Annotated in this window: 25 protein-coding genes; 11 read left to right on the forward strand and 14 right to left on the reverse strand. The window is 64.9% G+C overall.

The window, feature by feature from the left end; all coding sequences use genetic code 11:
* Positions 1-22: 22 nt before the first annotated feature.
* The 5 genes from FJ414_RS14065 to FJ414_RS14085 all read right to left on the reverse strand — a co-directional run bounded on the left by FJ414_RS14065 (position 23) and on the right by FJ414_RS14085 (position 5,401).
* Positions 23-1,645 carry an ABC-F family ATP-binding cassette domain-containing protein gene (locus FJ414_RS14065; RefSeq protein ID WP_140644978.1) on the reverse strand — a complete coding sequence of 541 codons (1,623 nt, stop codon included), beginning with the start codon at positions 1,643-1,645 and terminating at the stop codon, positions 23-25.
* 152 nt (positions 1,646-1,797) lie between these two features.
* A complete protein-coding gene (locus tag FJ414_RS14070) occupies positions 1,798-2,541 on the reverse strand; it encodes a 2OG-Fe(II) oxygenase (protein ID WP_140644979.1) in 744 nt (247 codons plus the stop codon).
* A 126-nt stretch (positions 2,542-2,667) separates the two neighbouring features.
* Positions 2,668-3,192: a hypothetical protein gene (locus FJ414_RS14075; protein ID WP_140644980.1), complete on the reverse strand. Its 525-nt coding sequence runs from the start codon at positions 3,190-3,192 to the stop codon at positions 2,668-2,670.
* Between the two features lie 5 nt (positions 3,193-3,197).
* On the reverse strand, positions 3,198-3,620 hold the full coding sequence (locus FJ414_RS14080) for an OsmC family protein (protein WP_140644981.1): 423 nt from the start codon (positions 3,618-3,620) through the stop codon (positions 3,198-3,200).
* 230 nt (positions 3,621-3,850) lie between these two features.
* Positions 3,851-5,401: an acid phosphatase gene (locus tag FJ414_RS14085; protein ID WP_140644982.1), complete on the reverse strand. Its 1,551-nt coding sequence runs from the start codon at positions 5,399-5,401 to the stop codon at positions 3,851-3,853.
* Between the two features lie 205 nt (positions 5,402-5,606).
* On the opposite strand from FJ414_RS14085, the gene FJ414_RS14090 reads away from it, so the two are divergent.
* Together FJ414_RS14090 and FJ414_RS14095 are read left to right on the forward strand one after the other, a co-directional pair.
* Entirely contained in the window at positions 5,607-6,872 is a 1,266-nt protein-coding gene (locus FJ414_RS14090) for a cytochrome-c peroxidase (RefSeq protein WP_140644983.1), read from the forward strand.
* A 154-nt stretch (positions 6,873-7,026) separates the two neighbouring features.
* Positions 7,027-7,278: a hypothetical protein gene (locus FJ414_RS14095; protein ID WP_140644984.1), complete on the forward strand. Its 252-nt coding sequence runs from the start codon at positions 7,027-7,029 to the stop codon at positions 7,276-7,278.
* A gap of 51 nt (positions 7,279-7,329) precedes the next feature.
* Here the strand turns inward: FJ414_RS14095 and FJ414_RS14100 are convergent, their stop codons facing one another.
* Entirely contained in the window at positions 7,330-7,917 is a 588-nt protein-coding gene (locus FJ414_RS14100) for a dihydrofolate reductase family protein (protein WP_140644985.1), read from the reverse strand.
* 46 nt (positions 7,918-7,963) lie between these two features.
* Positions 7,964-8,818, reverse strand: a complete 855-nt coding sequence (locus tag FJ414_RS14105; RefSeq protein WP_140644986.1) for an NmrA family NAD(P)-binding protein — start codon at positions 8,816-8,818, stop codon at positions 7,964-7,966.
* A gap of 101 nt (positions 8,819-8,919) precedes the next feature.
* Between FJ414_RS14105 and FJ414_RS14110 the strand changes: the two genes are divergently transcribed.
* Entirely contained in the window at positions 8,920-9,336 is a 417-nt protein-coding gene (locus tag FJ414_RS14110; RefSeq protein ID WP_140644987.1) for a helix-turn-helix domain-containing protein, read from the forward strand.
* A gap of 115 nt (positions 9,337-9,451) precedes the next feature.
* Here the strand turns inward: FJ414_RS14110 and FJ414_RS14115 are convergent, their stop codons facing one another.
* The 3 genes from FJ414_RS14115 to FJ414_RS14120 all read right to left on the reverse strand — a co-directional run bounded on the left by FJ414_RS14115 (position 9,452) and on the right by FJ414_RS14120 (position 10,633).
* Positions 9,452-9,667, reverse strand: coding sequence for a hypothetical protein (locus tag FJ414_RS14115; RefSeq protein WP_140644988.1), 216 nt, complete (start codon positions 9,665-9,667; stop codon positions 9,452-9,454).
* A 524-nt stretch (positions 9,668-10,191) separates the two neighbouring features.
* A complete protein-coding gene (locus tag FJ414_RS31470; RefSeq protein ID WP_181175240.1) occupies positions 10,192-10,338 on the reverse strand; it encodes a hypothetical protein in 147 nt (48 codons plus the stop codon).
* 100 nt (positions 10,339-10,438) lie between these two features.
* Positions 10,439-10,633, reverse strand: a complete 195-nt coding sequence (locus FJ414_RS14120; RefSeq protein ID WP_348639831.1) for a hypothetical protein — start codon at positions 10,631-10,633, stop codon at positions 10,439-10,441.
* Positions 10,634-10,860: 227 nt separating this feature from the next.
* Here FJ414_RS14120 and FJ414_RS31475 point away from each other — a divergent pair, with 227 nt between their 5' ends.
* From FJ414_RS31475 to FJ414_RS14130, 3 genes are all read left to right on the forward strand, one after another.
* Positions 10,861-11,022, forward strand: coding sequence for a hypothetical protein (locus FJ414_RS31475; RefSeq protein ID WP_181167121.1), 162 nt, complete (start codon positions 10,861-10,863; stop codon positions 11,020-11,022).
* Positions 11,023-11,739: 717 nt separating this feature from the next.
* Positions 11,740-13,200 (forward strand): tlde1 domain-containing protein, encoded by a 1,461-nt coding sequence (locus FJ414_RS14125; protein WP_246672394.1) that lies wholly within the window; start codon positions 11,740-11,742, stop codon positions 13,198-13,200.
* 243 nt (positions 13,201-13,443) lie between these two features.
* A complete protein-coding gene (locus tag FJ414_RS14130) occupies positions 13,444-14,688 on the forward strand; it encodes a glycosyltransferase (RefSeq protein ID WP_140644990.1) in 1,245 nt (414 codons plus the stop codon).
* A gap of 1 nt (position 14,689) precedes the next feature.
* Here the strand turns inward: FJ414_RS14130 and FJ414_RS14135 are convergent, their stop codons facing one another.
* On the reverse strand, positions 14,690-15,457 hold the full coding sequence (locus tag FJ414_RS14135; protein WP_140644991.1) for a DUF4239 domain-containing protein: 768 nt from the start codon (positions 15,455-15,457) through the stop codon (positions 14,690-14,692).
* A gap of 204 nt (positions 15,458-15,661) precedes the next feature.
* Here FJ414_RS14135 and FJ414_RS14140 point away from each other — a divergent pair, with 204 nt between their 5' ends.
* Both FJ414_RS14140 and FJ414_RS14145 read left to right on the forward strand, forming a co-directional pair.
* On the forward strand, positions 15,662-16,447 hold the full coding sequence (locus FJ414_RS14140; RefSeq protein WP_140644992.1) for a ThuA domain-containing protein: 786 nt from the start codon (positions 15,662-15,664) through the stop codon (positions 16,445-16,447).
* Between the two features lie 104 nt (positions 16,448-16,551).
* Positions 16,552-17,610: a Gfo/Idh/MocA family oxidoreductase gene (locus FJ414_RS14145; protein WP_140644993.1), complete on the forward strand. Its 1,059-nt coding sequence runs from the start codon at positions 16,552-16,554 to the stop codon at positions 17,608-17,610.
* 196 nt (positions 17,611-17,806) lie between these two features.
* Here FJ414_RS14145 and FJ414_RS14150 read toward each other — a convergent pair whose 3' ends face one another.
* From FJ414_RS14150 to FJ414_RS14160, 3 genes are all read right to left on the reverse strand, one after another.
* On the reverse strand, positions 17,807-18,529 hold the full coding sequence (locus FJ414_RS14150; RefSeq protein ID WP_140644994.1) for a 3-keto-5-aminohexanoate cleavage protein: 723 nt from the start codon (positions 18,527-18,529) through the stop codon (positions 17,807-17,809).
* 165 nt (positions 18,530-18,694) lie between these two features.
* On the reverse strand, positions 18,695-19,627 hold the full coding sequence (locus tag FJ414_RS14155; RefSeq protein WP_140644995.1) for a dimethylarginine dimethylaminohydrolase family protein: 933 nt from the start codon (positions 19,625-19,627) through the stop codon (positions 18,695-18,697).
* Positions 19,628-19,662: 35 nt separating this feature from the next.
* Positions 19,663-21,255, reverse strand: a complete 1,593-nt coding sequence (locus FJ414_RS14160; RefSeq protein ID WP_181181615.1) for an amidohydrolase — start codon at positions 21,253-21,255, stop codon at positions 19,663-19,665.
* An 82-nt stretch (positions 21,256-21,337) separates the two neighbouring features.
* On the opposite strand from FJ414_RS14160, the gene FJ414_RS14165 reads away from it, so the two are divergent.
* From FJ414_RS14165 to FJ414_RS14175, 3 genes are all read left to right on the forward strand, one after another.
* Positions 21,338-22,225, forward strand: coding sequence for a LysR substrate-binding domain-containing protein (locus FJ414_RS14165; protein WP_140644997.1), 888 nt, complete (start codon positions 21,338-21,340; stop codon positions 22,223-22,225).
* A gap of 169 nt (positions 22,226-22,394) precedes the next feature.
* Positions 22,395-23,489 carry an ABC transporter ATP-binding protein gene (locus FJ414_RS14170; RefSeq protein ID WP_140644998.1) on the forward strand — a complete coding sequence of 365 codons (1,095 nt, stop codon included), beginning with the start codon at positions 22,395-22,397 and terminating at the stop codon, positions 23,487-23,489.
* A gap of 83 nt (positions 23,490-23,572) precedes the next feature.
* Complete coding sequence (locus tag FJ414_RS14175; RefSeq protein WP_140645016.1) at positions 23,573-24,688, forward strand: ABC transporter substrate-binding protein; 1,116 nt, start codon at positions 23,573-23,575, stop codon at positions 24,686-24,688.
* The last annotated feature ends 3 nt before the right edge of the window (positions 24,689-24,691 follow it).

Consider the following 24,691-nt stretch of genomic DNA (forward strand, 5'->3'; position numbering starts at 1 on the left):
CGGCCGAGGCCGGCCCTGCCGCCTACCCTCTCAGCCCCGGCGCTTCCTGGCCGGTGCGCGCGACATATTCGGTATAGCCGCCGCCATAGGTGTGGATGCCGTCTGGCGTCAGTTCCAGCACACGGTTGGAGAGTGCCGCCAGGAAATGGCGGTCGTGTGAGACGAAGAGCATGGTGCCTTCATATTGCGCCAGCGCCTCGATCAGCATCTGCTTGGTGGTGATGTCGAGGTGGTTGGTCGGCTCGTCGAGCACCAGCAGGTTGGGCGGGTCGAACAGCATCAGCGCCATCACCAGCCGCGCCTTCTCGCCGCCCGACAGCACGCGGCACTTCTTCTCGATCTCGTCGCCGGAGAAGCCGAAGCAGCCGGCAAGCGCGCGCAGCGGCGCCTGACCGGCCTGCGGAAACGAGTCCTCCAGCGTCTGGAAGACGGTGCGCTCGCCATCGAGCAGTTCCATGGCATGCTGGGCGAAATAGCCCATCTTGACGCTCGGGCCGCGCGCGACGGAGCCCTCGTCCGGCTCGGAGGCGCCGGCGACCAGCTTCAGAAGCGTCGACTTGCCGGCGCCGTTGACGCCCATCACGCACCAGCGCTCGCGGCGGCGGATCTGGAAGTCGAGGCCCGAATAGATATTGCGGCTGCCATAGGCCTTGTGGATGCCCTTCAGCGTCGCCACGTCCTCGCCGCAGCGCGGCGCCGGCTGGAACTCGAAGGCCACCGTCTGGCGGCGCTTCGGCGGTTCGACGCGGTCGATCTTGTCGAGCTTCTTCACCCGGCTCTGCACCTGGGCGGCATGGGAAGCGCGCGCCTTGAAACGCTCGATGAAGGCGATTTCCTTGGCCAGCATCGCCTGCTGGCGCTCGAACTGCGCTTGCAACTGCTTGTCGGCCAGCGCGCGCTGCTCCTGATAGAATTCGTAATTGCCTGAATAGGAGGTGAGTGCGCCGGCGTCGATCTCGATGATCTTGTTGACGATGCGGTTCATGAACTCGCGGTCGTGCGAGGTCATCAGCAGCGCGCCGTCGTAATCCTTCAGGAATTTCTCCAGCCAGATCAGGCTTTCGAGGTCGAGATGGTTCGACGGCTCGTCGAGCAGCATCACGTCGGGTCGCATCAACAGGATGCGAGCCAGCGCGACGCGCATCTTCCAGCCGCCGGAGAGTTTCGAAACATCGCCGTCCATCATCTCCTGGCTGAAGCCGAGGCCGTCGAGCACCTCGCGGGCGCGGCCGTCGAGCGCATAGCCGTCGAGCTCCTCGAAGCGGTGCTGCAGCTCGCCGTAGCGCTCGATGATCTCATCCATCTCGTCGGCGCGGTCGGGATCGCCCATGGCGTGTTCGAGCTCGCGCATCTCGGCGGCCACCGCGCTGACCGGCCCTGCGCCCTCCATGACCTCTGCCACGGCGCTCAAACCGCCCATGTCGCCGACATCCTGGCTGAAATAGCCGATGGTGACGCCGCGATCGACCGAGACCTGTCCCTCGTCCGGCTGCTCCTGGCCGATGATCATGCGGAACAAAGTCGTCTTGCCGGCGCCATTCGGGCCGACCAGTCCGACCTTCTCGCCCTTCTGCAAGGCGGCCGAGGCTTCGATGAAGACGATCTGCCGGCCGTTCTGCTTGCCGATATTTTCAAGACGGATCATGGGCTCGTAGGGAGTAGGGAGTAGGGAGTAGGGAGTAGGGAGTAGGGAGTAGGGCCAATAATCGAATGCGCGGGATAAAGGAACCCCTCATCGCTTCTCGGCCTCGACGTAACCTACTGCCTACTGCCTACTGCCTACTGCCTACTGCCTACTCACCTCGCGTCGTGGAAGATGATCCCGACCGTATGCCGCCGCCCCGACCGCAAGCGGCTCACGCCATGGCGCAGGTTGACGCGATAGTACCCCTTCGTGCCTTGCACCGGCCGGTTGTGAACCGCAAAGATCACCGCATCGCCGCGCTTCAGCGGCACCACCTCGGCGCGGCTTTGCATGCGCGGGCGCTGCTCGGTGAGCACGAATTCGCCGCCGGTGAAATCCTCACCCGGCTCGGACAACAGGACCGCCACCTGCAGCGGAAAGGCGAGTGCGCCGTAAAGATCCTGATGCAGGCAGTTGAAGTCGCCGGGGCCGTATTGCAGCAGAAGCGGCGTCGGCCTCACCTGGCCTTCGTCGTGGCAGCGCTTCAGGAAGGCGGCGTGTTCGGCCGGATAACGCTGCGCCACGCCCATCTTCTCGTTCCAGTCATTGGCGACGGTGGCGAGGCGCGGATAGAGCGCGGTGCGCAGGCCCTCGATCAGGTCCGGCAGCGGATAGCGGAAATAGCGATATTCGCCCTTGCCGAAGCCGTGGCGGGCCATCACCACATGGCTGCGGAAATACTCTTCATGCGGATAGAGCGCAGCGAGGTCGGCGCATTCCTCGGGCGCGAGCAGGTCCGGCATGACGGCGCAGCCATTGACGTTGAGCTCGGTGACCAGGACGCGCCAATCCTGCGCGGCGACGCGGGCTTCGGTTGAGCGGCTGGCGCGTTTGGTGTTCAGGGAATGGATGGTCATGGGTTGGCTCCATCGCTTGCTTGCCCGAAGATGGGGCGAGCGACGGGGCCAAACCACCCGATTCATGGCAAAGTGGCGAGGCGATCGAGCTGCCAATCTCCGTCCTTGCGGGGGAGATCAGCAGCTTCACTGCTGGCGATACGCCTCCAGCTCCGGATCGAGGTCCACCTTCACCGCATTGGTGAACACACACGTCGCCACCATGATGCCGGCGAAGGCAACGAGATTGACCAGCAACGCCTCGTCATAGCGCGCCTTGAGCGCGGCCCAGGTCTCGTCCGGGACGGCATTGGCGTCGGCGGCAACCGCCTTGCCGAAACCGATCAGCAGCGCCTCGTCGGTCGACGGCTCAATCGCCTCCGGATCGAGGCCGTTCTCGATCAGCGCGCGGCGAAAGAAGGTCACCGGGATCTCGGCGCGCATCGTTTCGGCGATCGCCTTCGAAAACAGCCAGATGGCGCGGTCATCGAGCGTGGGGCGCAAGAGGTCGCGCAGCGTGAACCATTCGGCGTAGATGCGATGCGCGGCCGGCGAGTGGAGCAGGATGCGCTTCATATTGGTCATGCGGCCGCGCAGCGCGAGCTCGCGGTCGTGCTCGGCGCGGATCTCGACGGAAGCGGTCGCGTAGTCGATCGGCGAAAGATGCGCCATCGGTCTCACCCGAGCGTCGCGTGAAGTGCCGGCGCGCCGCGCAGCGTGTTTGAGACGGTGCAGATATCCTCGGCATCCGCCAGGATCCGCTCTTTCGTCGCGGCATCGAGGTCTCCGGCGATCGTCAGGCGAATATTGAAGGTTTCCAGCCGCGACGGCTCGTCCTTCGCCTTGTCGCCGTTCACATCCGCCCTCACCTCGCCCATCCGGTCGGCGACCCCTAGGCGGGTGGCGGCGATGCGGGCGCTGAGCACCATGCAGGCAGCCAGCGAGGCGTAGAGCAGGTCGAGCGGGCTGAAGCCGGACGCGCTGACCTGCGTGACCACATCGACGGTGCCGCCGGTCGGTGTCGTGACCACCGGCAGGCCGCCCGGCGGCAGGACGGCGAGCGCGCCGGCGTTTCGGGTTCTGACTTTCAGGTCTGCCATCGCGTGGTCTCCAATTCGGAGACATTGATAGCGGACGGGAATTCACTGAGGCAATCGCCGAGGCAGGCCGTGGGCGATTGGCGTTTCCTCGCCCTCATGAAATGGGGGAGAGGTGGCTCGGCTAAGCCGAGACGGAAAGGGGGAGCGCCCTACGAAGGCCCCCTCTCCGTCCGCTTCGCGGACACCTCTCCCCCGCCTCTGGCGGGGGAGAGGAACCCAGTTCTGAAACGCTACTTCGTCAGATCGAGCGCGGCCGTCAAATCCCCCATCGGCGGCTGGTCGTTGTTGCGCAGCGCCTTGTCGCGGGCGACGATGCCCGGCAGCACCGGCAGGTCGTAGCGGGCGGTGATGAAACGCAGGATCGAGGTCGTGTCGTATTGGGTGTGGTCGACCGTGCCCATCTTCGCATAGGGCGAGATGATGAAGGCCGGGATGCGGTTGCCCGGGCCCCAGCGGTCGGCCTTGGGCGGCGCGACGTGATCCCAGAAGCCGCCATTCTCGTCATAGGTGATGACGACCAGCATATGGGCCCATTGCGGGCTCTTCTCCAGATGCGAAACGAGGTCGGCCAAGTGCTGGTCGCCCGAGGTCACATCGGCATAGCCGGCATGTTCGTTGAGGTTGCCCTGCGGCTTGTAGAAGGTGACGGACGGCAGCTTGCCGTCGTCGATCGCCTTGATGAACTCCACGCCGTCAAGGCCGCCATCCTTGATGTGCTCGGCCCGCGCGGCCGTGCCCGGGGCATAGGCCGCGAAATAGTTGTAGGGCTGGTGGTGGAACTGGAAGTTAGGCACGGGCGTCGCGTTCTTGCCGTCGAGCGCCGCCTGCCAGGCGCCCGCATACCAGGCCCAGGAAATGCCTTTGAGCGTCAGGAGATCGCCGATGGTGATCTCGTGCTGCGGCGGCAGCGTGGTCGGCTGCGCCGGATCGGCGAGCGTCTTGTCGCCGCCCTCGGCCGGCTTGTTGGCGCTCGGCTGGTAAGGCGGCTGCATGGTGTTGACGGCGTAGAAGTCGGGCGTGATGGCGCCGTCATTGGCGAATTTCGGCACGCCGCCCAGCGCCGAGGCGGGCGAGTTGTCGGCCGGGTTCAGCGTCACGCCATCCGGCTCGACGACGGCGATCTGGCCCTTCACCGGACTGGTGTCGGCATTCGGATAGTAGGGCGCGCAGGCGCAAGCGAGCATGAAGTGGTTGAGGAAGGAGCCGCCGAAGGCGCCCTGGAAGAAATTGTCCGCCAGCACGTATTTTTTGGCGATCGCCCACATCGGCAGGTTGGAGCCGTCATAGTGGCCCATGACCAGCGAGCCGGAATCGGCCCAGGCGACGAACTTGTCGTTCCGGCCGCCGTCGATCTGCATCTGCTCCTGGTAGAAGCGGTGCCAGAGGTCGTGCGTGACGACGTTGGTGCCCTCGTTGAAGCCCTTGGGATCGTCGATGGCGAAGGTGGCGTTGGCCAGATGCGCGCTCTGCGCCTCCGTCACCGCCGGCGTGACGCCCTTGCCGGTCAAGCCGCCCCAGGCCGGCGGCAGTTCGGAAAGCGGCTTGCCGTCGCGGTCGAGCTGACGCGCCTGGTCGGGCGACACGTTGGCCAGGCCGTTGGCGCCGGGGAAGCCGCCGTAGAGGTTATCGAAGCTGCGGTTCTCGGCGTAGATGACGACGACGGTGTCGATCTTGTCGTAGCCGGGAGGAGCCGCGTGGGCAGCAGCGGAGAACGATGCCAGCGCCGTGGAGGCGAGGCAAAGCGAGAGGAAGGACCGGGGCGAGAGAAAGAATCGGGTCATCGGGAAATGCCTCGTGGCTTGGGAATGGCTGGAGGACGGCAATGCAGGAACGCAACTGCATCAATGCCGAGCTACTTCGGAGCCTTGTCACCCATGTGACAGTTCCGCAGCGTCCGAACACGGTTTCGTGAGCGAGAAAGCCGGTCATCAATCCGTTGCACTCGATCCTTACGTCGCGAACGAAATAGGGCGAAGGAAATCAGGGATGTCGCCGCAGACGATGGGACGGAAAAATCACGCGATCGCCCTTCTGGCGGCCTCAATCGTCGGCTTGACCGCGCCTGCGAGCACCGCGGAGCCGTCCGGTGTCCACCCCGGGCCGATGTCGCGCCAGGAAGCCTTCGCCCGCGCCGACGCGCTGACGGCGCTTGGGCGGCAGATGTTCCTTGACCCTTCGCTCTCCGCCTCGGGCAAGCAGGCCTGCTCGTCCTGCCACGATCCCAACCACGCCTTCGGACCGGCCTTGGCTGCACCCGTCGAGATGGGCGGAGCCAAGCTCGACCAGCCCGGCGTTCGCGCCGTGCCGTCGCTGCGCTACCTGCAGGCGGCGCCCGCCTTCACCGAGCATTTCTACGACTCCGAGGACGAAGGCGACGAGAGCGTCGACAATGGCCCGACCGGCGGCCTGACCTGGGACGGCCGCGCCGACCACGGCAAGGACCAGGCGAGGATCCCGCTGCTGTCGCCCTTCGAGATGGGCAACAAGGACGAGGCTGACGTGGTCGCGGCGCTGCGCAAGGCGCCCTATGCCGGCGCCTTCGAGGCGGCGTTCGGCGCCGATGTGTTCGAGCACCCGCAGGATGCCTTCGACGCCGCGGTCGAAGCGCTCGGCACATTCGAGCAGAGCAGCGCCGATTTCTATCCCTATTCCAGCCGCTACGATGCTTTCCTCGCCGGCAAGGCGCAGCTCTCGGCGCAGGAATTGCGCGGCCGCATGCTGTTCGAGGACGAAGCGAAGGGCAATTGCGCGAGCTGCCATCTCAGCGAGCCCGCCAATGACGGCGAGCCGCCGCAGTTCACCGACTACGGCCTGATCGCGATCGCCGTGCCGCGCAATCCGGCGATCCCCGCCAACGCCGATCCCAATTATGTCGACCTCGGCCTGTGCGGACCGCTGCGCACCGATTTCAAAGGCCGCGCCGAATATTGCGGCCTGTTCAAGACGCCGACCCTGCGCAACGTGGCCTTGCGAAAGAGCTTCTTCCACAACGGCTATTTCCACTCGCTGCGCGAGGCGGTCGCCTTCTATGCCAGCCGCGATACGGATCCCGGGCGCTGGTATCCGAAGAAGGCGGACGGCACGGTCGACAAATTCGACGACCTGCCAAAGGTTTACTGGCCGAACCTCAACACCGACCCACCCTTCAACGGCAAAAAGCCGGGCGACAAGCCGGCGCTAAACGACGCCGAGATCGACGACATCGTCGCCTTCCTCGCCACGCTGACCGATGCCGACCAGGCTGGTCAATAGGGCGACCGGCAGCCAAGGAGACTGGTGGAACACACGGCCTGCTTGCAGCCGGAGCCGTGCTATCCACCGCAAAAGTGTGCCAATGTGAGCCACGTCATAGGAACGCCAAGTCGCACCTGCTATATTGCCCACCTCTTCACAGATGGAGTCTGCGATGAGGTTCGTCGCGGTGCAGGAGCCGCCCGGCGGCAGCTGGGCGGTGTTCGATGCGGGCAATGGCGCGCCGGCCGAGTATGCCGGCCGGGTGCTTATCGGCCTGACATCGCGCGAGGCCCGCTGGTTCGTCGCCGCGGGCAACGACCAGGCGGCTTGGCCACGGCCCGGCCGGCCAGGCGCGCACCTGCGGTTGGTCAGCGGAGGCGGCTCGCCGCCGATGCGCGAAAGGCACGGCCAAACAGGCGGTTGAGAAGACGCACTGACGGATTGATTCAAGCCGGCGCGACCTCGGTGTCGCTCCTCATTGTGCCGGCGCGTAGCGGCTCACCACCATGCCGCTGGCATAGGGCTTCGAGCCGAGGAGCTTCAGCTTGGCAAAACCACCCTTCTCGAAGATGCGGCGGCCGCTGCCCAGAACCGCCGGATTGATGAAGAGCTGGAACTCGTCGACCAGGCCGGCGGCGATCAGCGCGGCGGCAAAGCCCGCGCCGCCGAACACGGCGATGTTGCCGCCCGCGCCTTGCTTCAGCGCATCGACCTCGCGCGGCAGGTCGCCACTGACGACGCGGGTGCGTTCCCAGCGCGAAGCCTCGAGCTTGTCGCTCGCCACGATCTTCTCAGCCTCGACGATGCGTCGCGCGAAGGCATAGAAGCGATCCTTCGGGTATTTTCTCGCCGCGTTGCCCCAATGGGTCAGATACCCCTCCTCAGCCATCTTGCGGCTCAACAGGATGGTGTCGATTGTTTGGAAGACAGCGTTGAAATCCTGCTTGAGTTCTTCGTCCCAGGCATTGTCATCGCCCCATTCCCAGAGCTGCCAGCGATGCCCCTCGTCCGCGCCGACAAAGCCGTCGACCGACATCTGCATCTGAAGGATGAGCCTTTTCATTTTGGGTCTCCTCGCTAGGAATTTCTGCCGTGAAGGTTCAGGCGGCTCAGCGCGAACGGGCGAAAGCCTGCGCCCAGTCTTCGAAGGTGGTCGGCGTGGCGTTTTCGGCCGAGGGTGCCTCCAGCGCCCAGCGCTCGCCTCTGTTGAAGCTTGCCGCCGTTTCGCCCAGCGCATCGGCAAAACTCGCCGATATGCCGTTGGCGACCATGCCGGCCCGCGCTTCGGCGAACGGCGCTTCATGATAGGCGACATCCTTGCCGATCGCCCGGCCTAGGATGGTGGTGGCCTGTTCGAGCGTGTAGGAACCGCCGCCGTGCAATTCGACGACGCGCTGGGCCAGAAAATGTTCGGCGCTCAACAGGGCGGCGGCGCGCTCGCCAACGTCCTTGGCGGCAGTCAACGGCATCGGCAGGTCGCCGCGGAAGGGCGAGGCGAAGACGCCGGACGCCGCCTGCTCGACGAAGCCCATGCCCTTGACGAAATTCTCCATGAAGAAGGAGGCGCGCAGATAGACGAGCTCCTCCAGGCCTAGTGCGGCAAGCCGCTCCTCCATCAGAGCGGCGCCAAGCGAGGTACCCATTCTGAGATGGGCATTGAGGCCGCTGAGCAGCACGACGCGGCGCAGGCCGGCCTTGGCGATGGACGATGCCAGCCGTGCGCCGACTTGGTCCTCGAACCTGTGCAGATCGGGCGTGGTGACATCGAAGGGGATCATCACATAGGCGCCGTCGGCGCCCGAGAAGGCGGCGTCGAGCGCCGCCTGGTCGTCAAGCGCAACGCCGAGGCTGCGGGCGACGCCGCGTACCGTATGCCCTGCCCTGGTCAGCTTTGCCGCGACCTCGGCGCCGACCTCGCTGGTTGCACCGACGACCACCACCGTGCGGTTCGCTCGCCGGTTCATGACGCTCCTCCTCTGCGCTCAAATGATTTACTTTCGGAACCATTTGACGCAACGCGAGAACGATGTCAATAGTAAAGTGATTTAAAAATGGAACCATACCGATGTCGACCAAGGGAAGATCCGGCTGCCCGATCAACCTGTCGCTCGAGCTGCTCGGCGACCGCTGGACGCTGCTCATCATCCGCGACCTGATCTTCGCCGGGAAGAAGCACTTTCGCGAATTCCTGCAATCCGACGAAGGCATCTCGTCGCGCACGCTGGCCGAGCGGCTGCAGACGCTGCAGGACGAAGGCATCCTCACCCGCAGCGACGACCCGAGCCACGGGCTGAAGGCGATCTATCGGCTGACCGATGCCGGCATCGACCTTTTGCCGGTGCTCGCCACGCTCGGCGCCTGGGGCGGCAAATATCGACAGGCAGATGACAAGCTCGCGCAGATAGCGGATGAGTTGGCGGCCGGCGGCCAGCCGGCGCTTGAGCGGATGAAGCAGAAGCTGAGAGCCGAGCATCTGGGGTAGGCGGCGCGCCCTGCCTCTGCGCGCTGGCCTGCTCAAGGCCGCAGCTGGGCCAACCGCCGGCGTCTGCTATCCGCGAGCCGTCGATCCTCATTGGACAACAATTCCCCGCGGTCCGTCAGCGAGCCCGCTCACTTCCCAGCGGCCTGACCGGCTCCTCCGCCGGAGGCTCCCCGGGCAGCCCCAATCGCAGCCGCTCCTCTTCGGCAAAGATCTCGGCCTGCGCGTGGACATCGAACACTTGCTGCGTCAGCCTGCCGCCGTCGACGACGCGCACGATCCATTGGTTATTGACGGCTTTTACGCGGACACTGTCTGGTTCGCTTGTTACCATATACAGCTCCTGCTCTTCGCTCGAAGAATTGCCTGTCTCCGACCCAATACGATCTAGCGCGCCTGGAGTTGCCGAAAAGCATGGCTTATTGGTTTTTAATGCAAAGCGGCTCGCCGTTATTCGACCTGTTTGCGAAGCCTCACGAATGAAAACGAGTATGGCGCAGCAATTGCACGTCGCGCAGCGGAATTCGACTTCGCCATGGCGTTCGGTCGGCAGCGGATTTGGAAGGCGTCCGAATGGAACTGCGGATCGCGCAGCCCGTCACTTGGCCGTGCGAGAGTGCGGATCAACTCGTCGCGCGCCGGCGGCCCGGCAGCCTTGGGGGGTGATACTGGGTTCGGCGGCCGGGCCTGACCGGAGTTTGCGAGGCCGCCGGCTGTCGTGAGGATGCGCTTGGGGCCGGCCAAGGACAAGAACGACCTAGGCCCTAGGACCAAAGGGCATAGTCAAGACGGCCGAATTGTCATTGGCCAATTGCGATCGGATTGACCGGAAATAAGGCGCGTCGCAAGCCGGCCGCGTCAAAAGCCGAAGAAATGCCGGCCGACGAGATAGCCGAGGGCCGCGACGACCAGCGGAAACACCGCCGGCGCGGCCTTGCTGAACAGCGAGGTGTTTATCTCCTTGGCAGGAGCACTGGGTTTGGCATTGCCGAGGTTTTTGGTCATGGGATCTAATTACCGGTTGGGGCTAGCTGCCGGCCGAACCATTAAATTAGCAGTTGCTTATTAAATTTCCGGCAAGCCCGACGCTACAATTCGCAGCAATTTATTCCGATTGCTGCGTACGCTCGGCAAGCGCGAAGGCCTGAAGGTTACGCGACTTGCCGGGATCCTGGTCGGCGTTGGCGATGATGGCGTGGAAGGCCGCGCGGGCAATATCCCTCTTCTTGGCGTCCGGGTGCAGTTTTCGCACCGCCTTGAGCAGGTCTTTCGGTTTCATATCGGGGGTGACAACGCGCATCAGCGTATCGCCTATGGCCTGCAATTCGCTGGCATCCATAATGATGAACCCTGCTTTAGCGCATCCAGCTTGGCATATAGCGGTGAGAGCGCGTCATTTTTGTGATGCCCCTCGCGGACTCGGAGCCGCCTCTGCAAGAATTTCGTGGCGAAGCGTCAGCCTTGACGCCGGCGAAGGCGCGGGAACCCTGGCGTTGTCGCCGAGTTTAGATCCCGAGACGAATTGCCATGGAAGACAAACCGCCAGCCGAAAACCCGGGAAGGACCCTCGTCACGGTGCTGGCAATCTGCGTTCTCATCTTCGCCCTGTTTTTTATCGGCTTCAAATATTCGGGGCCTGACCAGGGAGCGCTGATCGTGCCGGGCGCAGTACAGCAAGGCAGCAAGTGAATGACTGGCGAGCACCAAGGCCTGACCAGGCTGGTGGAGCGCCTGGCAATCCCCAAGGATTTCGCGCGGCTGCGAAGCCAGTGAGATCGGGCTGACTGTTCCGTGCCGCACCGAGGTCGCCCCGCCCGCCCGGCAGGGTGACTTTTTTTTGGGGCGATCGTCGCGAATATGCGGCAAGCCGACCCCCCCGAACTCCTCGCCGCCTGGCCCAGAAGTTTTTGCAACTGGCTTTTTCAGTATTCTTCAGGCTGTCGCATTTTAACCCTAATCGGCCTCTAGCCGGCCGGAGATGCTGCGGTTCCAGCCTTCACGGTTTCTTGACAGGGGCCGGAAAAACGGGCAGCAAGTCGGGTGAGGGAGAGCATTTCTACCGTGGCGCAGACCATGGAGAGCTCTTTTTTCGCATGGACCGTCGCCAAATCGGCGATTGGTGGAGGGATTGGTTAACCATCTTTGTCCATCTTTTGAATCAATCGGCAACAGACGCGTGAAGGTGCAGGGGGCACCAGCGAACTGTGATCGTGACGGGTGCCAGGTCCGCAAACCGGCATGCCGATTGAGAGTGGTCGTATGGCGTTTTTGCGTTTGAAAAGCCGGGGTGACGCTCCTGATGGGGGGGTAACTTCGAAAAAGTCTGGTCATCGTTGGGTCGTGGTGCCTGCTGTCGGCGCCGCTCTCGCCCTATGGTCTGTCGCCACCTTGGCGGGGCTCTATTCGGTGAGCACCTCGCTGACCGCAGCTTCCAATGGATTGCCGCAAGGCCTGCTTTCGCCGCGCAACATCGCGCTTGGCGACCAGCGCCGGCTGATCGCCAACGCCTGGGCGCCGCGCCTTTCCGCCAATGGCGGCTACCAGGCGGGCTCGCTCATTGGCGGCTGCGACGCCGGCTGTTTCAGCCTCGCGACAAGCTTCAGACATAACGGCCAAGCTGCTGAAAAACCGAAGAATGAAGGCCACGACGGCAAGATGGCGCGCCTCAGGCTGCCGGCGCCCGACAGCGTCGCGCAGGAGAAGGTGGTGGTGGTGGCTTCGGCCGCCGGAGCCGCCGACCGTTTCGACGGCGTGGTGAAAAAGGCCGCGCTTTCGCCGCAGAAGCTTGCCGAAGCCTTTGCCCGCGCCGAGAACGCGCCGTTCCTGCTTGCCAGCCTGCCCTCGGCCAGCCGCTTCGGCGGCGCTGAGCCGGATGCCCCGGCGGAAGCCCGCTTCGGTTCGCAGCCGGCCCAAATCGCCGGCGCTTCCGAACTGGCGCTGGCGCTTGCCAACGTGGCGCAGGAGGATACGGCGGACATTCCGACCGCCGTCGCGCTCGAAAACAGCGACGCGCCAAATGTCGCCGACACCCCGGACAACGGCCAGGACGGCGAGTACCAGGTCGCCTCGCTGCCGCCGCAGGACGATTTGCCCGACACCATCGCCGTGCCCGGCCTTCGACCGCGCACCACGCTCGAGCGCGCTACCGAGGCGCCCGAACAGAACGCGGCCAAGCCGCAGAAACCAGAGATCGCGAAGCCGCAGGCGGCCAGGGCCAAGCCGCAGCCGGCCGACACCGCGCAAAGCACGCCGACAGCGGTCTCGCCCAGGAACGGCGACCAGGCCCTGCCGGGCGTGCCGGGCTCAAAGCCGCTCGTGGCCGACTCCAAGCCTGGCAAGCGCAAGGCGCAGGCGTCAGAGATGCTCGCCTACGCCAAGCCTGACACGCCGGAAAGAGGCGGCCTCGGCAGCGCGTTCCGCAATCTTTTCAACGGTCCCTCGACGGGCAATGGCGTCGCCGTCTACGATATTTCGGCGAGGACCGTCTACATGCCCGACGGCTCGAAGCTGGAGGCGCATTCGGGACTTGGTTCGATGGTCGACCAGCCACGCTTCGTGGACCGCAAGAATGTCGGTCCGACACCGCCGGACACATACAATCTGTCCATCCGTGAATCGCGCTTCCATGGCGTCGAGGCGATCCGGCTGACGCCGGCCAGCGGCAGGAACAAATACGGCCGCAACGGCCTGCTCGCGCATACCTATATGCTGCGCGGCGGCCGCGCCGAGTCCAATGGCTGCGTCGTCTTCAGGGACTACCACCGCTTCCTCGCCGCTTACAAAAAGGGCAAGATCAAGCGTCTTGTCGTCGTCCCGCGGCTCACAAGGTCCCCCACCCAGGTCGCCCAGGAGGGCCGCCAAGGTTAAGCCGAACCGGCCGGCGCGCTGGTCGCCGGCTATTATCGATCCCCACTTGCTGATCCGAAGGGCTTGGCGCCAAGACGCGCCCAAGTATTTGCCGTCGCTTAAACCATGGCGACGATCGCAACCTCATCGGAGGAAGCGATAACGACCCTTCCCAGATGGTAGATATGGCGCAGCCCGGGCTTGCGGCAAGCCCCCGGCCATGGCGTATCAACGCTGCTCCGAAAAACCATAACGGAGCACGGAATGCGTATCCTGTTATCGACTTACGGCTCGCGCGGCGACGTCGAACCGCTGGCGGCGCTGGGCGCGGCGTTGCAGGCGCACGGCGTCGAGGCCAAAGTGAGCGCGCCGGGCGACGCGGAGTTTGCCGCGCTTCTCGCCCGCGCCGGCGTGACGATGGCCCCGGCCTTCGCGCCGGTGCGCGAATGGGCGAAGGAAATGATCAACCGGTCGCGATCGGCGTCGCCCGAAGGCCGGGCCAGGCTCATTGCCGCCCAGGCGGCCGAGATCGTCGCCAGGCAATATGAGGCGCTTAGCGCGGCCGCCGAAGGCTGCGACGCGGTGGTGGCGTTCGGGCTCTTCCCGTCCTGCGCCGCCGCGCGGCTGGTCGCGGAGCAACACGGTATGCGCTACATGCTCGGCACGTTCTGCCCCGTCTGGCTGCCGTCGCCGCACAACCGGCCGCATGAATATCCAAGCCATCCGCTGCCGCCCGGCGTGACCGACAACCGGCTGCTGTGGGAGATGGACATCCGGACCAAGAACGCGCTCTTCGGCGAAGCGGTCAACGGCCAGCGCGCATCGCTCGGGCTGCTCCCGGTGGAAAATGTCCGGGACTATGTCTACGGCAATCCCGTCCTGCTCGCCTGCGACCCGACGCTTGGGCCATGGCCGGACTCGGACCTGATCGACGCCGTCCAGACCGGCGCCTTCATCCTGCCGGACGAGCGGCCCTTCCCTGATGGCCTGGAGGCCTTTCTCGATGCAGGCCCGCCACCTGTCTATGTCGGCTTCGGCTCGATATCGGTCGCCAGGGAAGCCGGCTTCACTGCCATCGAAGCGATCCGCGCCAGGGGCCTTCGCGCGGTCATCGCGCGTGGCTGGGCCGAGCTCGGCCCCGTCGACGACCGCGACGACTGCTTCGCCGTCGGCGAGGTCAACCAGCAGGCGCTGTTCGGCCGCGTCGCCGCCGTCATCCACCATGGCGGCGCCGGCACGACCGTTGCCGCTGCGCGGGCGGGAGCGCCACAGGCGATCGTGCCGCAGATCGGCGACCAGCCTTACTGGGCGCGGCGGGTGGCAGAACTGGGCATAGGGGCGAATGACGGTGCGGTGCCGAGCGCGGAGTCGTTGTCGGCGGCGTTGGATGTGGCGCTGGCGCCCGAAACTAGCACGCGTGCTGCGGCAGTGGCCGGCAAGATCCGCGCCGACGGCGCCGAGGTGGCGGCAAGGCTGCTGATTGAATTGGCGGGGCAACCTAGCCGGTGAATCATTGCGTCGTTAGTTCAGCCAGCGCCCTTTGCAGGGGCGTCGACGAGACCTGGATCGGGCCTGAGAAGGGACTGTCCATGTCGATGATCAAATAGACCGCCGCCGCCGCCAGCGCTCCGGAAACGAGGCACGTGAAGACGACGGTGCCATTGTGCGGTGCCCTGAAGCCGAAGCTGGCGAAAATAAGCGTCAGCCATGCCACGAGCAGCACGATCAGCGGCGCAGGGATGGCGCCCTCGGATTGCTCGGCCAGTATCCAGCGCTGCTCGATCAGCTTCTGGAGTTGCTGCGTCGCAGCCTGTTGCGCGGCGGTCTGCTTGGCATCCGCGGGCGTCAATCCCGCCAGGATGTCTCCGACCTGATAGAGCAGCAGTTCCGACAGCCTGTTCGGGACGACGGTTGTGTCGCTGTCGGCGGTGGAGGTGTCGACGACGCGTTGGACATAGGCAGCGAGCGACTGCCGGGCGCTGTCCGCCTCCGGCCCGTAATGCCGGAGTGTTCGGTCGAGCAGAATAATCTCGGTGGCGAAGGTGTGTACGTTGCCGTTGATGGACTCAAACGTGTTCTTGGCCGAGTTGATCATCAGACCGAGCATAAGCGAGGACATCACCACGAAAAGGTTCGCGGCAAGCCGCACCACCGCGCTGGTGTCGTCCCTAAGGTGGTGAGCGGGGAAGCGCTCGTGCACCATCAAGCTGACCAGCGAGGCCCCCGCCAGGCAAGCAAAGATCGCTGTCCCTACAAGCACTTCGCCCATGGCGGACATTGTAACCGAGGCGCGGCGCTTGCCAATTGGCTGTGCGAGGGTTGAATTAACGTCGAAGCATAAGGACGTATATCGCTGGCTGGTAAGGCGACTTTCATGCCGGGCTCCATGCACAGCGAGGCGAAGGTCGAAAACCGCTTTCAATACCGGGCGAAGGCGCTATCTATGGCGCGGGGCGGCTCCCAATCACACACGAGGCTATCCATGACAATTCGCGCTGTCGTCTGGGGCGAGAACATCCATGAGCGGACCAATGAGGTGGTCGCCGGCATCTATCCGGAAGGCATGCACGCGACCATCGCCAAGGCGCTGAATGCGGACAAGGCCATCTCCGCCTCGACGGCGACGCTGGAGCAGCCCGAGCACGGCCTGCCGGAATCCCGCCTCGCCGAAACCGACGTGCTCGTCTGGTGGGGCCACAAGGACCATGGCGCGGTGACCGACGAGGTGGTCGAGCGCGTCGCAAAACGTGTCTGGGAAGGCATGGGGCTGATCGTGCTCCATTCCGGCCATTTCTCGAAGATCTTCAAGCGGCTGATGGGCACGCCATGCACGCTGAAATGGCGCGAGGCCGGCGAACGCGAGCGGCTTTGGGTGACGAGCCCCAGCCATCCGATCGCCGACGGCGTCGGCGAATTCTTCGAGCTCGAAAACGAGGAAATGTATGGCGAGCAGTTCGCCGTGCCGGAGCCGCTGGAAACAGTCTTCATCTCCTGGTTCCAGGGCGGCGAGGTGTTCCGCTCGGGCCTGACTTACCGGCGCGGCGCCGGCAATGTCTTCTACTTCCGCCCCGGACACGAAACCTACCCGACCTATCACGATGCGACGGTCCAGAAAGTGCTGCGCAATGCGGTGAAGTGGGCGCACAACCCGCAGGGGTCGAAGCCCGCCATCCTCGATGCGCCGAACGTGCCGGTCGAGAAAGCGCTGGAGCCGATCGAGGAGCGCGGGCCCAAGCTGCACGCGCATGGCGAGGCCGGCTTCCGCTAAAAAAGCACTTCCCTGCTTCGCTTGGGATTGCGCCGATACAGCGCCTGGGTCACATTCGCCCCACATGATTGAATCGAACCAAATCGCTCGGAGGAGCAGAAAAAATGCGGCTTTTGATACTCGGTACCGGCTGGATGGCGCAGGAACATGCCCGCCGATTCGGCGCCATCGAGGGCGTGGAATTGGCGGCAGCCGTCGATGTCGATGAAAAGCGCGTCGGCGAGTACGCAGACGGCTTCAAGATTCCGAAGCGCTTCACCTCGCTGGAGGCGGCGCTCGACTGGGGCGATTTCGACGCGGTCGCCAATGTCACGCCGGACCGCATCCACCACCCGACCACCCTGGCGCTGGTCGCCGCCGGCAAGCCGGTGCTGTGCGAGAAGCCGCTGGCCGAGAATTTCGCCAGGGCGAGCGAAATGGCCGACGCCGCGGAAGCCGCCGGCATCGTCAATATGGTCAACCTCACCTATCGCAACGTGGCCGCGCTGCAGAAGGCGCGCCGGATGGTGCAGGCCGGCGAGATCGGCATGGTGCGCCATGTCGAGGCCTCCTATCTGCAGAGCTGGCTGGTCTCGAAATTCTGGGGCGACTGGCGCACCGATCCGAAATGGCTGTGGCGACTGTCGCGCGGCCACGGCTCCAACGGCGTGCTCGGCGATGTCGGCATCCACATCCTCGATTTCGCCAGCTATGGCGCGGCGCTCGACATCGACCATGTGTTCTGCCGGCTGCGCGCCTTCGACAAGGCGCCGGACAACCGCATCGGCGAGTACCAGCTCGACGCCAACGACAGTTTCGCCATGACGCTCGATTTCTCCAATGGCGCCTTCGGCGTGGTGCATGCCAGCCGCTGGGCCACCGGCCACATCAACGAACTGCGCCTGCGCATCCATGGCGACAAAGGCGCCATCGAGGTGGTGCACAATCTCGAGGGCTCGGCTCTGAAGGCGTGTGTCGGCAGCAATGTCGAGAACGCCAAATGGGAGGAGCTCGATGCCGGCACGGTGCCGACCAACTACCAGCGCTTCGTCGAGGCGGTGAAGAGCAGCGTGCAGACCGAACCCACCTTCCGGCACGCGGCAGGCCTGCAGAAGGTGCTGGACCTTGCCGTCGTGTCGGATGAGAAACGGGCGGAGTTGAGGGCGAACGCCGATACGCAGTGAGCCCGAAACTGCTGATCTCCCCCTTGCGGGGGAGATGCCCGGCAGGGCAGAGGGGGTGCTGTCCCGCCGACCTTTCAGCTGTTTGTAGCTGCTGCGTCTGCGGGTTATTGATGGAAAGTCGCCAGCGTTGGCGTTCCTTCACACCCCCCTCTGTCCTGCCGGACATCTCCCCCGCAAGGGGGGAGATTGGCTGTGGCTACGCTCTGCGATAAACCCCGACCGCCGCAGCGACCAGCGCGGCATTGCCGTCCGCCACGCTGGCGTCCGGCAATTCCTTGCCGTCCTCCAGCCCGACCCGGGTCGACAACTTCCGCGCGGCCGCCCTTTCGACGAAGGGCCAAACCGTAGCGTTCTCGCCATGCAGCAGGATCGAGCGGCGGATACCGGCGCGTTGCAGCACCTTCTCGATGCCGTCGGCCACCGCAAAGGCCTCGTCCAGCGTCTGCTCGGAAATCTCGATCAGCACGCGCAGCACCCGGCCGCCATGATCGAGGCCGGCCAGTCGTTCGGCGTCGGCGACGGACGCCAGGCCCGCCTCGATGCCGATGCCGCGCTGGCGCAGGCTTTCCATGACCATAGGTGCCGCCGCCTCGCTGAGATTGACCGAGGCATAGTCGGGCAGTTCGCGCCAGCCGGAGATGGCGACAAGCCTGCGCAGGTCGTCCTTCTCGATCCAGGCTCCGGTGGAGACGCCGATCAGCGTGCCCGGGCAGCCGCGGCGGAGTGCCGCGACCGTCCTGTCCATCGCTTCCGGCGCCAGGCTCTCTCGCCCGTCGGCGCCACGTGCGTGGACGTGCAGCTCGGCCGCGCCCGCAGCAATCGACGCGGCGGCGTCGCGCGCTATCGCTTCGGGGTCGAGCGGCAAGGCGGGGTGGAAATCGGCGGGTCGAGCGCCGTTGATGCAGGCCTGAACGATCATCCTTGCGGCAATCCTGTTTCGGTTGGCTGAAGCCTAGCCCAGGATCGGAGTGGCCGGAACCGGAACGATGCAATCTCCTGACAGGCCGCGCGATCAATATCCCCCCGGCCTGCGACCAGAGGGATAGACATTCATCGCGGGCGATCGCCGAACTTCGAAAGCCCCCTAGGCCGGCACGCGCTTCAGCGCCTGCGCCATGCAGTGAATGCCGCCGCCGGTCTTGGAAATCTCGCTCATGTCGACGGCCGCGACCTCGAAGCCCTGTGCCTTCAGCTTCTCGATCAGCGTCCTGCTGGAAGTCGGCGCGATCACCCTGTCCTTGCCGAGCGACATGAAGTTGCAGCCGAGCGCCATCGTGTCCTGGAAGGGCACGTCGATGATCTCGTGGCCCTTGCCCTTCAACCAGTCGACGATGCCGGGCTCGGTGCAGGCGAGGCAGACGGCGGTGAGCTTTTCGGCGATCGGCACCACCATCAGGTCGATATGGACGTAATATTCATCGATGAAGGCAAGACGCGTCTCCCAGCCTTCCTTCTCGAACCAGTCCTGCACCTGGCGCGCGCCCTCTTCCTGGGTGCGGGCGCCGCCGCAGCCGATCAGCACCACGCCCTCCTCGATGACGTTGAAGTCACCGCCCTCGAAGGTGCCGGCCGTCACCATGTCGTAGATCGGGATGCCGAGTTTTTCATAGGTGCGGATGGCGGCATAGTTCTCGCCGCGCCGCCACCAGTTGGCCATGGCGGTGATGAAGGCGCCGTAAGGCGTCATGACGCTGGAGTCGCGCGAATAGACCTGCATCGGCAGTTCCGGCGTCGGCTCGTGCCAGTGGATGTTGACGCCGAAATGCTCATAGGCCGCGACGAGGTCCTTGTGCTGCGCCTGCGCGATCTGGACGTTGCAGGGGGCCTCGCGCAGATATTTTCTCGACAGCGAACTGGTCGACAGGTGGCGCAGGAAATTGGGCGAGCCGAGCAGGACGTCAGTCAGCACGTCGGTCTCATTGGCGAAGCCCCACGCGGTCAGCGGCTTGGTGCCGCCATTGGGGTTGCGGCGCTGCAGCGAGAACGGCTCGGCGACGATGCGGTCATGGACAGTCATGGAGTTCTCCTCGAGCTGGTGTCGTTGTTGGTCAGTTATGCGGTGGAAGCGGCCGGGATCCACCAGCCGCGCCCGCGCGGCGTGGTGACATATTCCGGCCAGCGGAAATGGATGGGCGGTTCGTAGTCGCAAAGCGGCGCGATCCAGTTCGAGCCGCCGACGCCACCGCCGGTTCGCTTGACGAATTCGTCCATGGCGGCTTCGCGCGCGGCCTTGTCTTCCAGCAGGCGCAGCGCCGTCAGCGCGACCGTCTTGGCGGCGCAGGTCACCATCGGATCGATGGTGGCGGAAATACCGCCCAGCGCATTCATAACCCAGGAGGGATAGGCGTGGCCGTTTGCCGAGCGCAGCGCCGGACGGGCGACATAGAAGCGCGACGTCGGCGCGTGCCAGCTCATGTCGGTATAGTCGTCCGAGGTGGAGTTCAGCTGCGACGGCGGCAGGTCGCGGCGCAGGATCGCTTCCGCGTCGCGCGGCGTGATCAGCCGCTCCAGCTCGTCGATGAACGGGTTCTCGGTCGCCTCGCCGACGGCGTTGACCTGGACCTCGCGGGCGATGACCCTCGCCGCCTCGTCCCAGCGCGGCGCGCCGACGGTCGAGAGTGACTGATAGGTGATGTCGGCCATGGCGTGGTTGGCGAGCCCCGGCCGCGACTTCGATACCCAGTGGCGCTCGTAGCGGCAGCCGCTCATCTTGGCCGCCGCTTCCGCGTTGCGGTCGAGCACGGAGGTCACCTGCTCGGCCATGGCAATGGTCGGCACGCGGATCATGTACTGGATCTCGGCCAGGCCTGCCGGCAGATTGTCGGCGGTCGCCTGCCCTGCCGTCAGGATCGCCTCGCTGATCGACCAGCCGCCCTGATGCGTCAGCATGGAATCGCGCAGCGCCTTGGAGGCCATGTACATCATCATCAGCGCATCGTTGGCGCCGGGCGCCCGGACCGCCGAATGCGCCTGCGGGATCGGCGCGCCGTCGCTGGCGCGAACCCAATTTTCCGGTTGGTCGCAGACGAAGCGATAGATCATCGAATAGGCGGCGCCGCAATGCGTGTCCCAGCGCGCGGTGTTGCAGAGCGGCAGCATGTAGAAGGGATGGAAGGAGATCATGCCGGCGAGGCCGTCATAATAGCCTTTTGCCGCATGGATCGGCTTCGAGCCCCTCACCTTCTCGGCCGGCTCGCCGGTGAAACGCAGCGTGCCCTTGATGCCATGCTCCAGCATCGCCGCCTTGGTAGCCAGAAGCCCGCCGAGGCTGCCGATGCCGAGGCCCGAATGTGGATCGGTGTGCCCGCCGGCCTCGACGCCCAGGCCCGGCCGCGCGCGTTGGACCGTCGCGGCATCCTGGCAGTTGCCGGGCACTGCGTCATATTCGCCATACATGCCGATCGTCGGCCCATCGCCATTCGTCCAATGGGCGCAGAAGGCCGTCGGCATGCCACCCGAGCCTTCCTCGACCGAAAAGCCTTCGCGCTTCAGCCGATCGACATACCAGGCGGCCGACTGGTACTCGCGCCAGGCGGTCTCGCCGAAATCGAAGATGGTGCGCGTCCAGGCCGACAGCAGCGGCTGGATGCTGTCGATGCAGGCAAGCGCGGTTTCTTGCGCCGAAGTCGTCACCGGTTTGTCCATGGCTCAAAGAAAGCAGTGAAGCGGCTCATCAAAAAGTGATATGTTTTCCCGGCTCGTGCAAATTCGGTTCACCTGAGGCCCCTTGCGCATACCTTCCACGCAGGCGCTGCGCGCCCTCGACAGCTTCGCCCGTCACGGCAGCGTTTGGCGCGCCGCCGACGAGCTTCACCTCACCCGAAGTGCTGTCTCGCATCAGTTGCGACTGCTCGAGCGCGATCTCGGCTTCGATCTGTTGCAGCGCATCGGCAAGGGCGTGGCGCTGACGCCGCGCGGCCAGCGCTATGCTGCCGATGTCCGGAAGGCGCTGACCGTGCTCGGCGACGCGGGAACGCAAAACAGCGGCGCCGGCGTCGGCGGCTCCTTCGGCATCTCTTGTCCGCCGGGCTTCGCCTCGATGTTCCTGTGCACGCATATCGGCGAATTCCAGCAGATGTATCCGGACGTGGCGCTCTCCGTGCTGACGCCGCGGCGGCTCGACGACGTCTCCAACCCGGAGGCCGACGCCTTCATCGCCTTCGGTGTCGGCAACTGGCCGAACCGGGCGGTGGAACTGCTTTGCGAAGTCCACTTCACGCCGTTGTGCAGCCCGACCCTGCTCAACAAGATCGGCGGCTTTTCCAAACCCGCCGACGTGCTGCGCGCCAATCTCCTGCATCTTTCCGACACTGAGGACTGGGCACGCTGGCTGGCGCTGTCCAAGGTGGAAAATCCCGATACCGAAGGCGGCATCTTCTTTTCCGACATGAACCTCGTCTTCTCGGCAGCGATCGCCGGCCAAGGCATTGCCATGGGCGACGAGCTGACCGGTCGCCGGGCACTGAGCGAGGGCCGGCTGGTCAAGCCGTTCGAGGCGTCGGTCCCCTCGCCGCGTTCGTATTACCTGGTGTTCGAGCATGCGAAGGCCGCGCATCCGGTGCTGAATGCGTTCAGCGACTGGCTAAGGGCGAAGTTGTTGGAGAACAGGCTTTAGATCGAGCGGGGCGATGGAGAGCCAATCTCCCCGCAGGGGAGATTGGCAGTTCCAGCGCCACTCCCTCTCTCAGACGTGAATCGAATTTGCCGATAAGACGAAAACTATTCGGTTGCGGTGAGCCGCAGCCATGCCTACGATTTCATTGGGAACTGAGGAAAGAGCCAGGATGCAGCAACCCGGCCGGGCCGCGGAGATCAAGGCGAACGGGATCGGTAAGAGCTTCGGCTCGTTCCGAGCGCTGGACAATCTGTCGCTGGATATCGGCCGCGGCGAGTTCCTGACGTTGCTTGGACCGTCAGGTTCCGGCAAGACCACCTTCCTGATGATCCTCGCCGGCTTTGTGCAGCCGAGCGAAGGCAAGCTTTTCAGCGACGGCGTCGATATAACCAACCGGCCGGCCGAACAGCGCGCCGCCGGCATGGTCTTCCAGGGCTACGCTTTGTTCCCGCATATGAGCGTGGAACAGAACATCGCCTTCCCGCTCAAGGTGCGCAAGAAATCCGCCTCGGAAATCAAGCAACGTGTCGGCGAGATGGTCGAGCGCGTCGGCCTCAAGGGCCATGAGAAGAAACTGCCGGCGCAGCTTTCCGGCGGCCAGCAGCAGCGCGTGGCGCTGGCCCGCGCGCTGGTGTTCGAGCCGGGCGTGCTGCTCCTCGACGAGCCGTTCTCGGCGCTCGACAAGAGCCTGCGCGGCCAGATGCAGGCCGAGATGAAGCGGCTGCACCAGGAAACCGGCACCACCTTCGTCTTCGTCACCCACGACCAGAGCGAGGCACTGGCGCTGTCGTCGCGCGTCGCCATCTTCAATCACGGCAAGCTCTTGCAGGTCGGCAGGCCGGACGAGGTCTACGACCGGCCGGCCAACCGCTTCGTCGCCGAGTTCCTGGGCGAGATCAACATGCTGCCGGTGAAGGGCGTGCGCCCCGCCGACAGTGGCGCGACCGGGCTCTGCGAGGATCGCGCCGTCAACATGCGCTGCAAGGCCGAGACGATAAAGGGCGACGCCATCCTCGCCATCCGACCCGAGGACATGTCGATCGCGCCGGAAGCATCGGTCAACGAGAACGGCATCGCGGCGACCGCTGTCGCCTCGACCTATCTCGGTGCCGCGACCAAGCTAGACCTCACCACGCGCCAAGGCGCCAAGGTCACCGTCTCGGTGCCGAACGAGGTCGCGGCCGCGGCCTTGAGCAAAGGCAATTCCGTCTGGCTGACCTGGCCGGCGGAAAAAGGTTTCCTCCTTCCGGATGGAGGACAATAGAGCGCGCCGCCGCGGCCTGAAATCGCTGCATCGGCTTCCGGTTCAAATCAACGACAACAAGGGGAACTGACATGAACGACGATATGAACAACAAGACTCGGAAACAGGCCATCGAATCCCTCGCCGAGCGGACCAAGCGCGGCGAGATCTCGCGCCGGCGATTCGCGCAGCTCGCGGGCCTCGTGCTCGCCGGTACGCCGATGCTTTTGCGCTCGACCGGTGCTTTCGCCGACACCAAAGGGCTGGTGCTGGTGAACTGGGGCGGCGACGCCATCACGGCTTACGACGCAGCCTATGGCCAGGCCTTCACCAAGGACACCGGCATCCCGGTCAAGATGGACGGTTCCGGCCCGACCGAGGGCGCGATCGCCGCGCAGTACAAGAGCGGCGCGCCGACCTGGGACCTGGTCGACGTCGATCCGTTCTCGGCCATCACGCTCGGCGGCCAGGGCATGCTCGAACCGATCGACTACAAGGTCGTCGACAAGAACAAGATGCGTCCGGGCTTCGGCTGGGAATATGCCGCTTCGACCTACTTCTTCTCCTATGTGATCGCCTATGACTCGCAGAAGTTCGGCTCCAACGCGCCGACCGGCATGGCCGACTTCTTCGACGTCAAGAAGTTCCCCGGCAAGCGCTCGCTCTACAAATGGGGCGTGTCGAGCTGGGAAGCGGCCCTTCTGGCCGACGGCATCGCGCCGGCCTCGCTCTATCCGCTCGACCTGAAGCGCGCGCATGACAAGATCGCCGCCTTCAAGGAAAACGTCGTCTCCTACTGGGGCGGCGGTGCAGAAAGCCAGAGCGTTCTGCTCAACGGCGAGGCCTCGATGGCGATCGTGTGGTCGACCCGCGCCTCGCTGATCGAGCAGGACTCGGGCGGCCAGATCAAGTTCATCTGGGACCAGGGCCTGATCTCGCCCGGCGCGCTCGCGGTGCTGAAGAACAACCCCGGCGGCAAGGACGCTGCGATGAAGTTCATCGCCAGCGCGCAGGATCCGCAAAAGCAGCTCGTCATGTTCGACAAGCTCGGCCAAGGCCCGGCGAACCCGGCGGCCGACGCGCTGATTCCGGCCGACAAGAAGCGCATCAACCCCGTCGATCCGGAAAACATGAAGAAGCAGATCCCGCTCGACATGGAGTGGTACGCCAAGAATTACGGCGCCGCACTCGACGAATACACCAAGATCATCTCGGCCTGATCG

Origin of the sequence: Mesorhizobium sp. B3-1-6, from assembly GCF_006439555.1 — a bacterium.
Classification (GTDB): Bacteria; Pseudomonadota; Alphaproteobacteria; order Rhizobiales; family Rhizobiaceae; genus Mesorhizobium.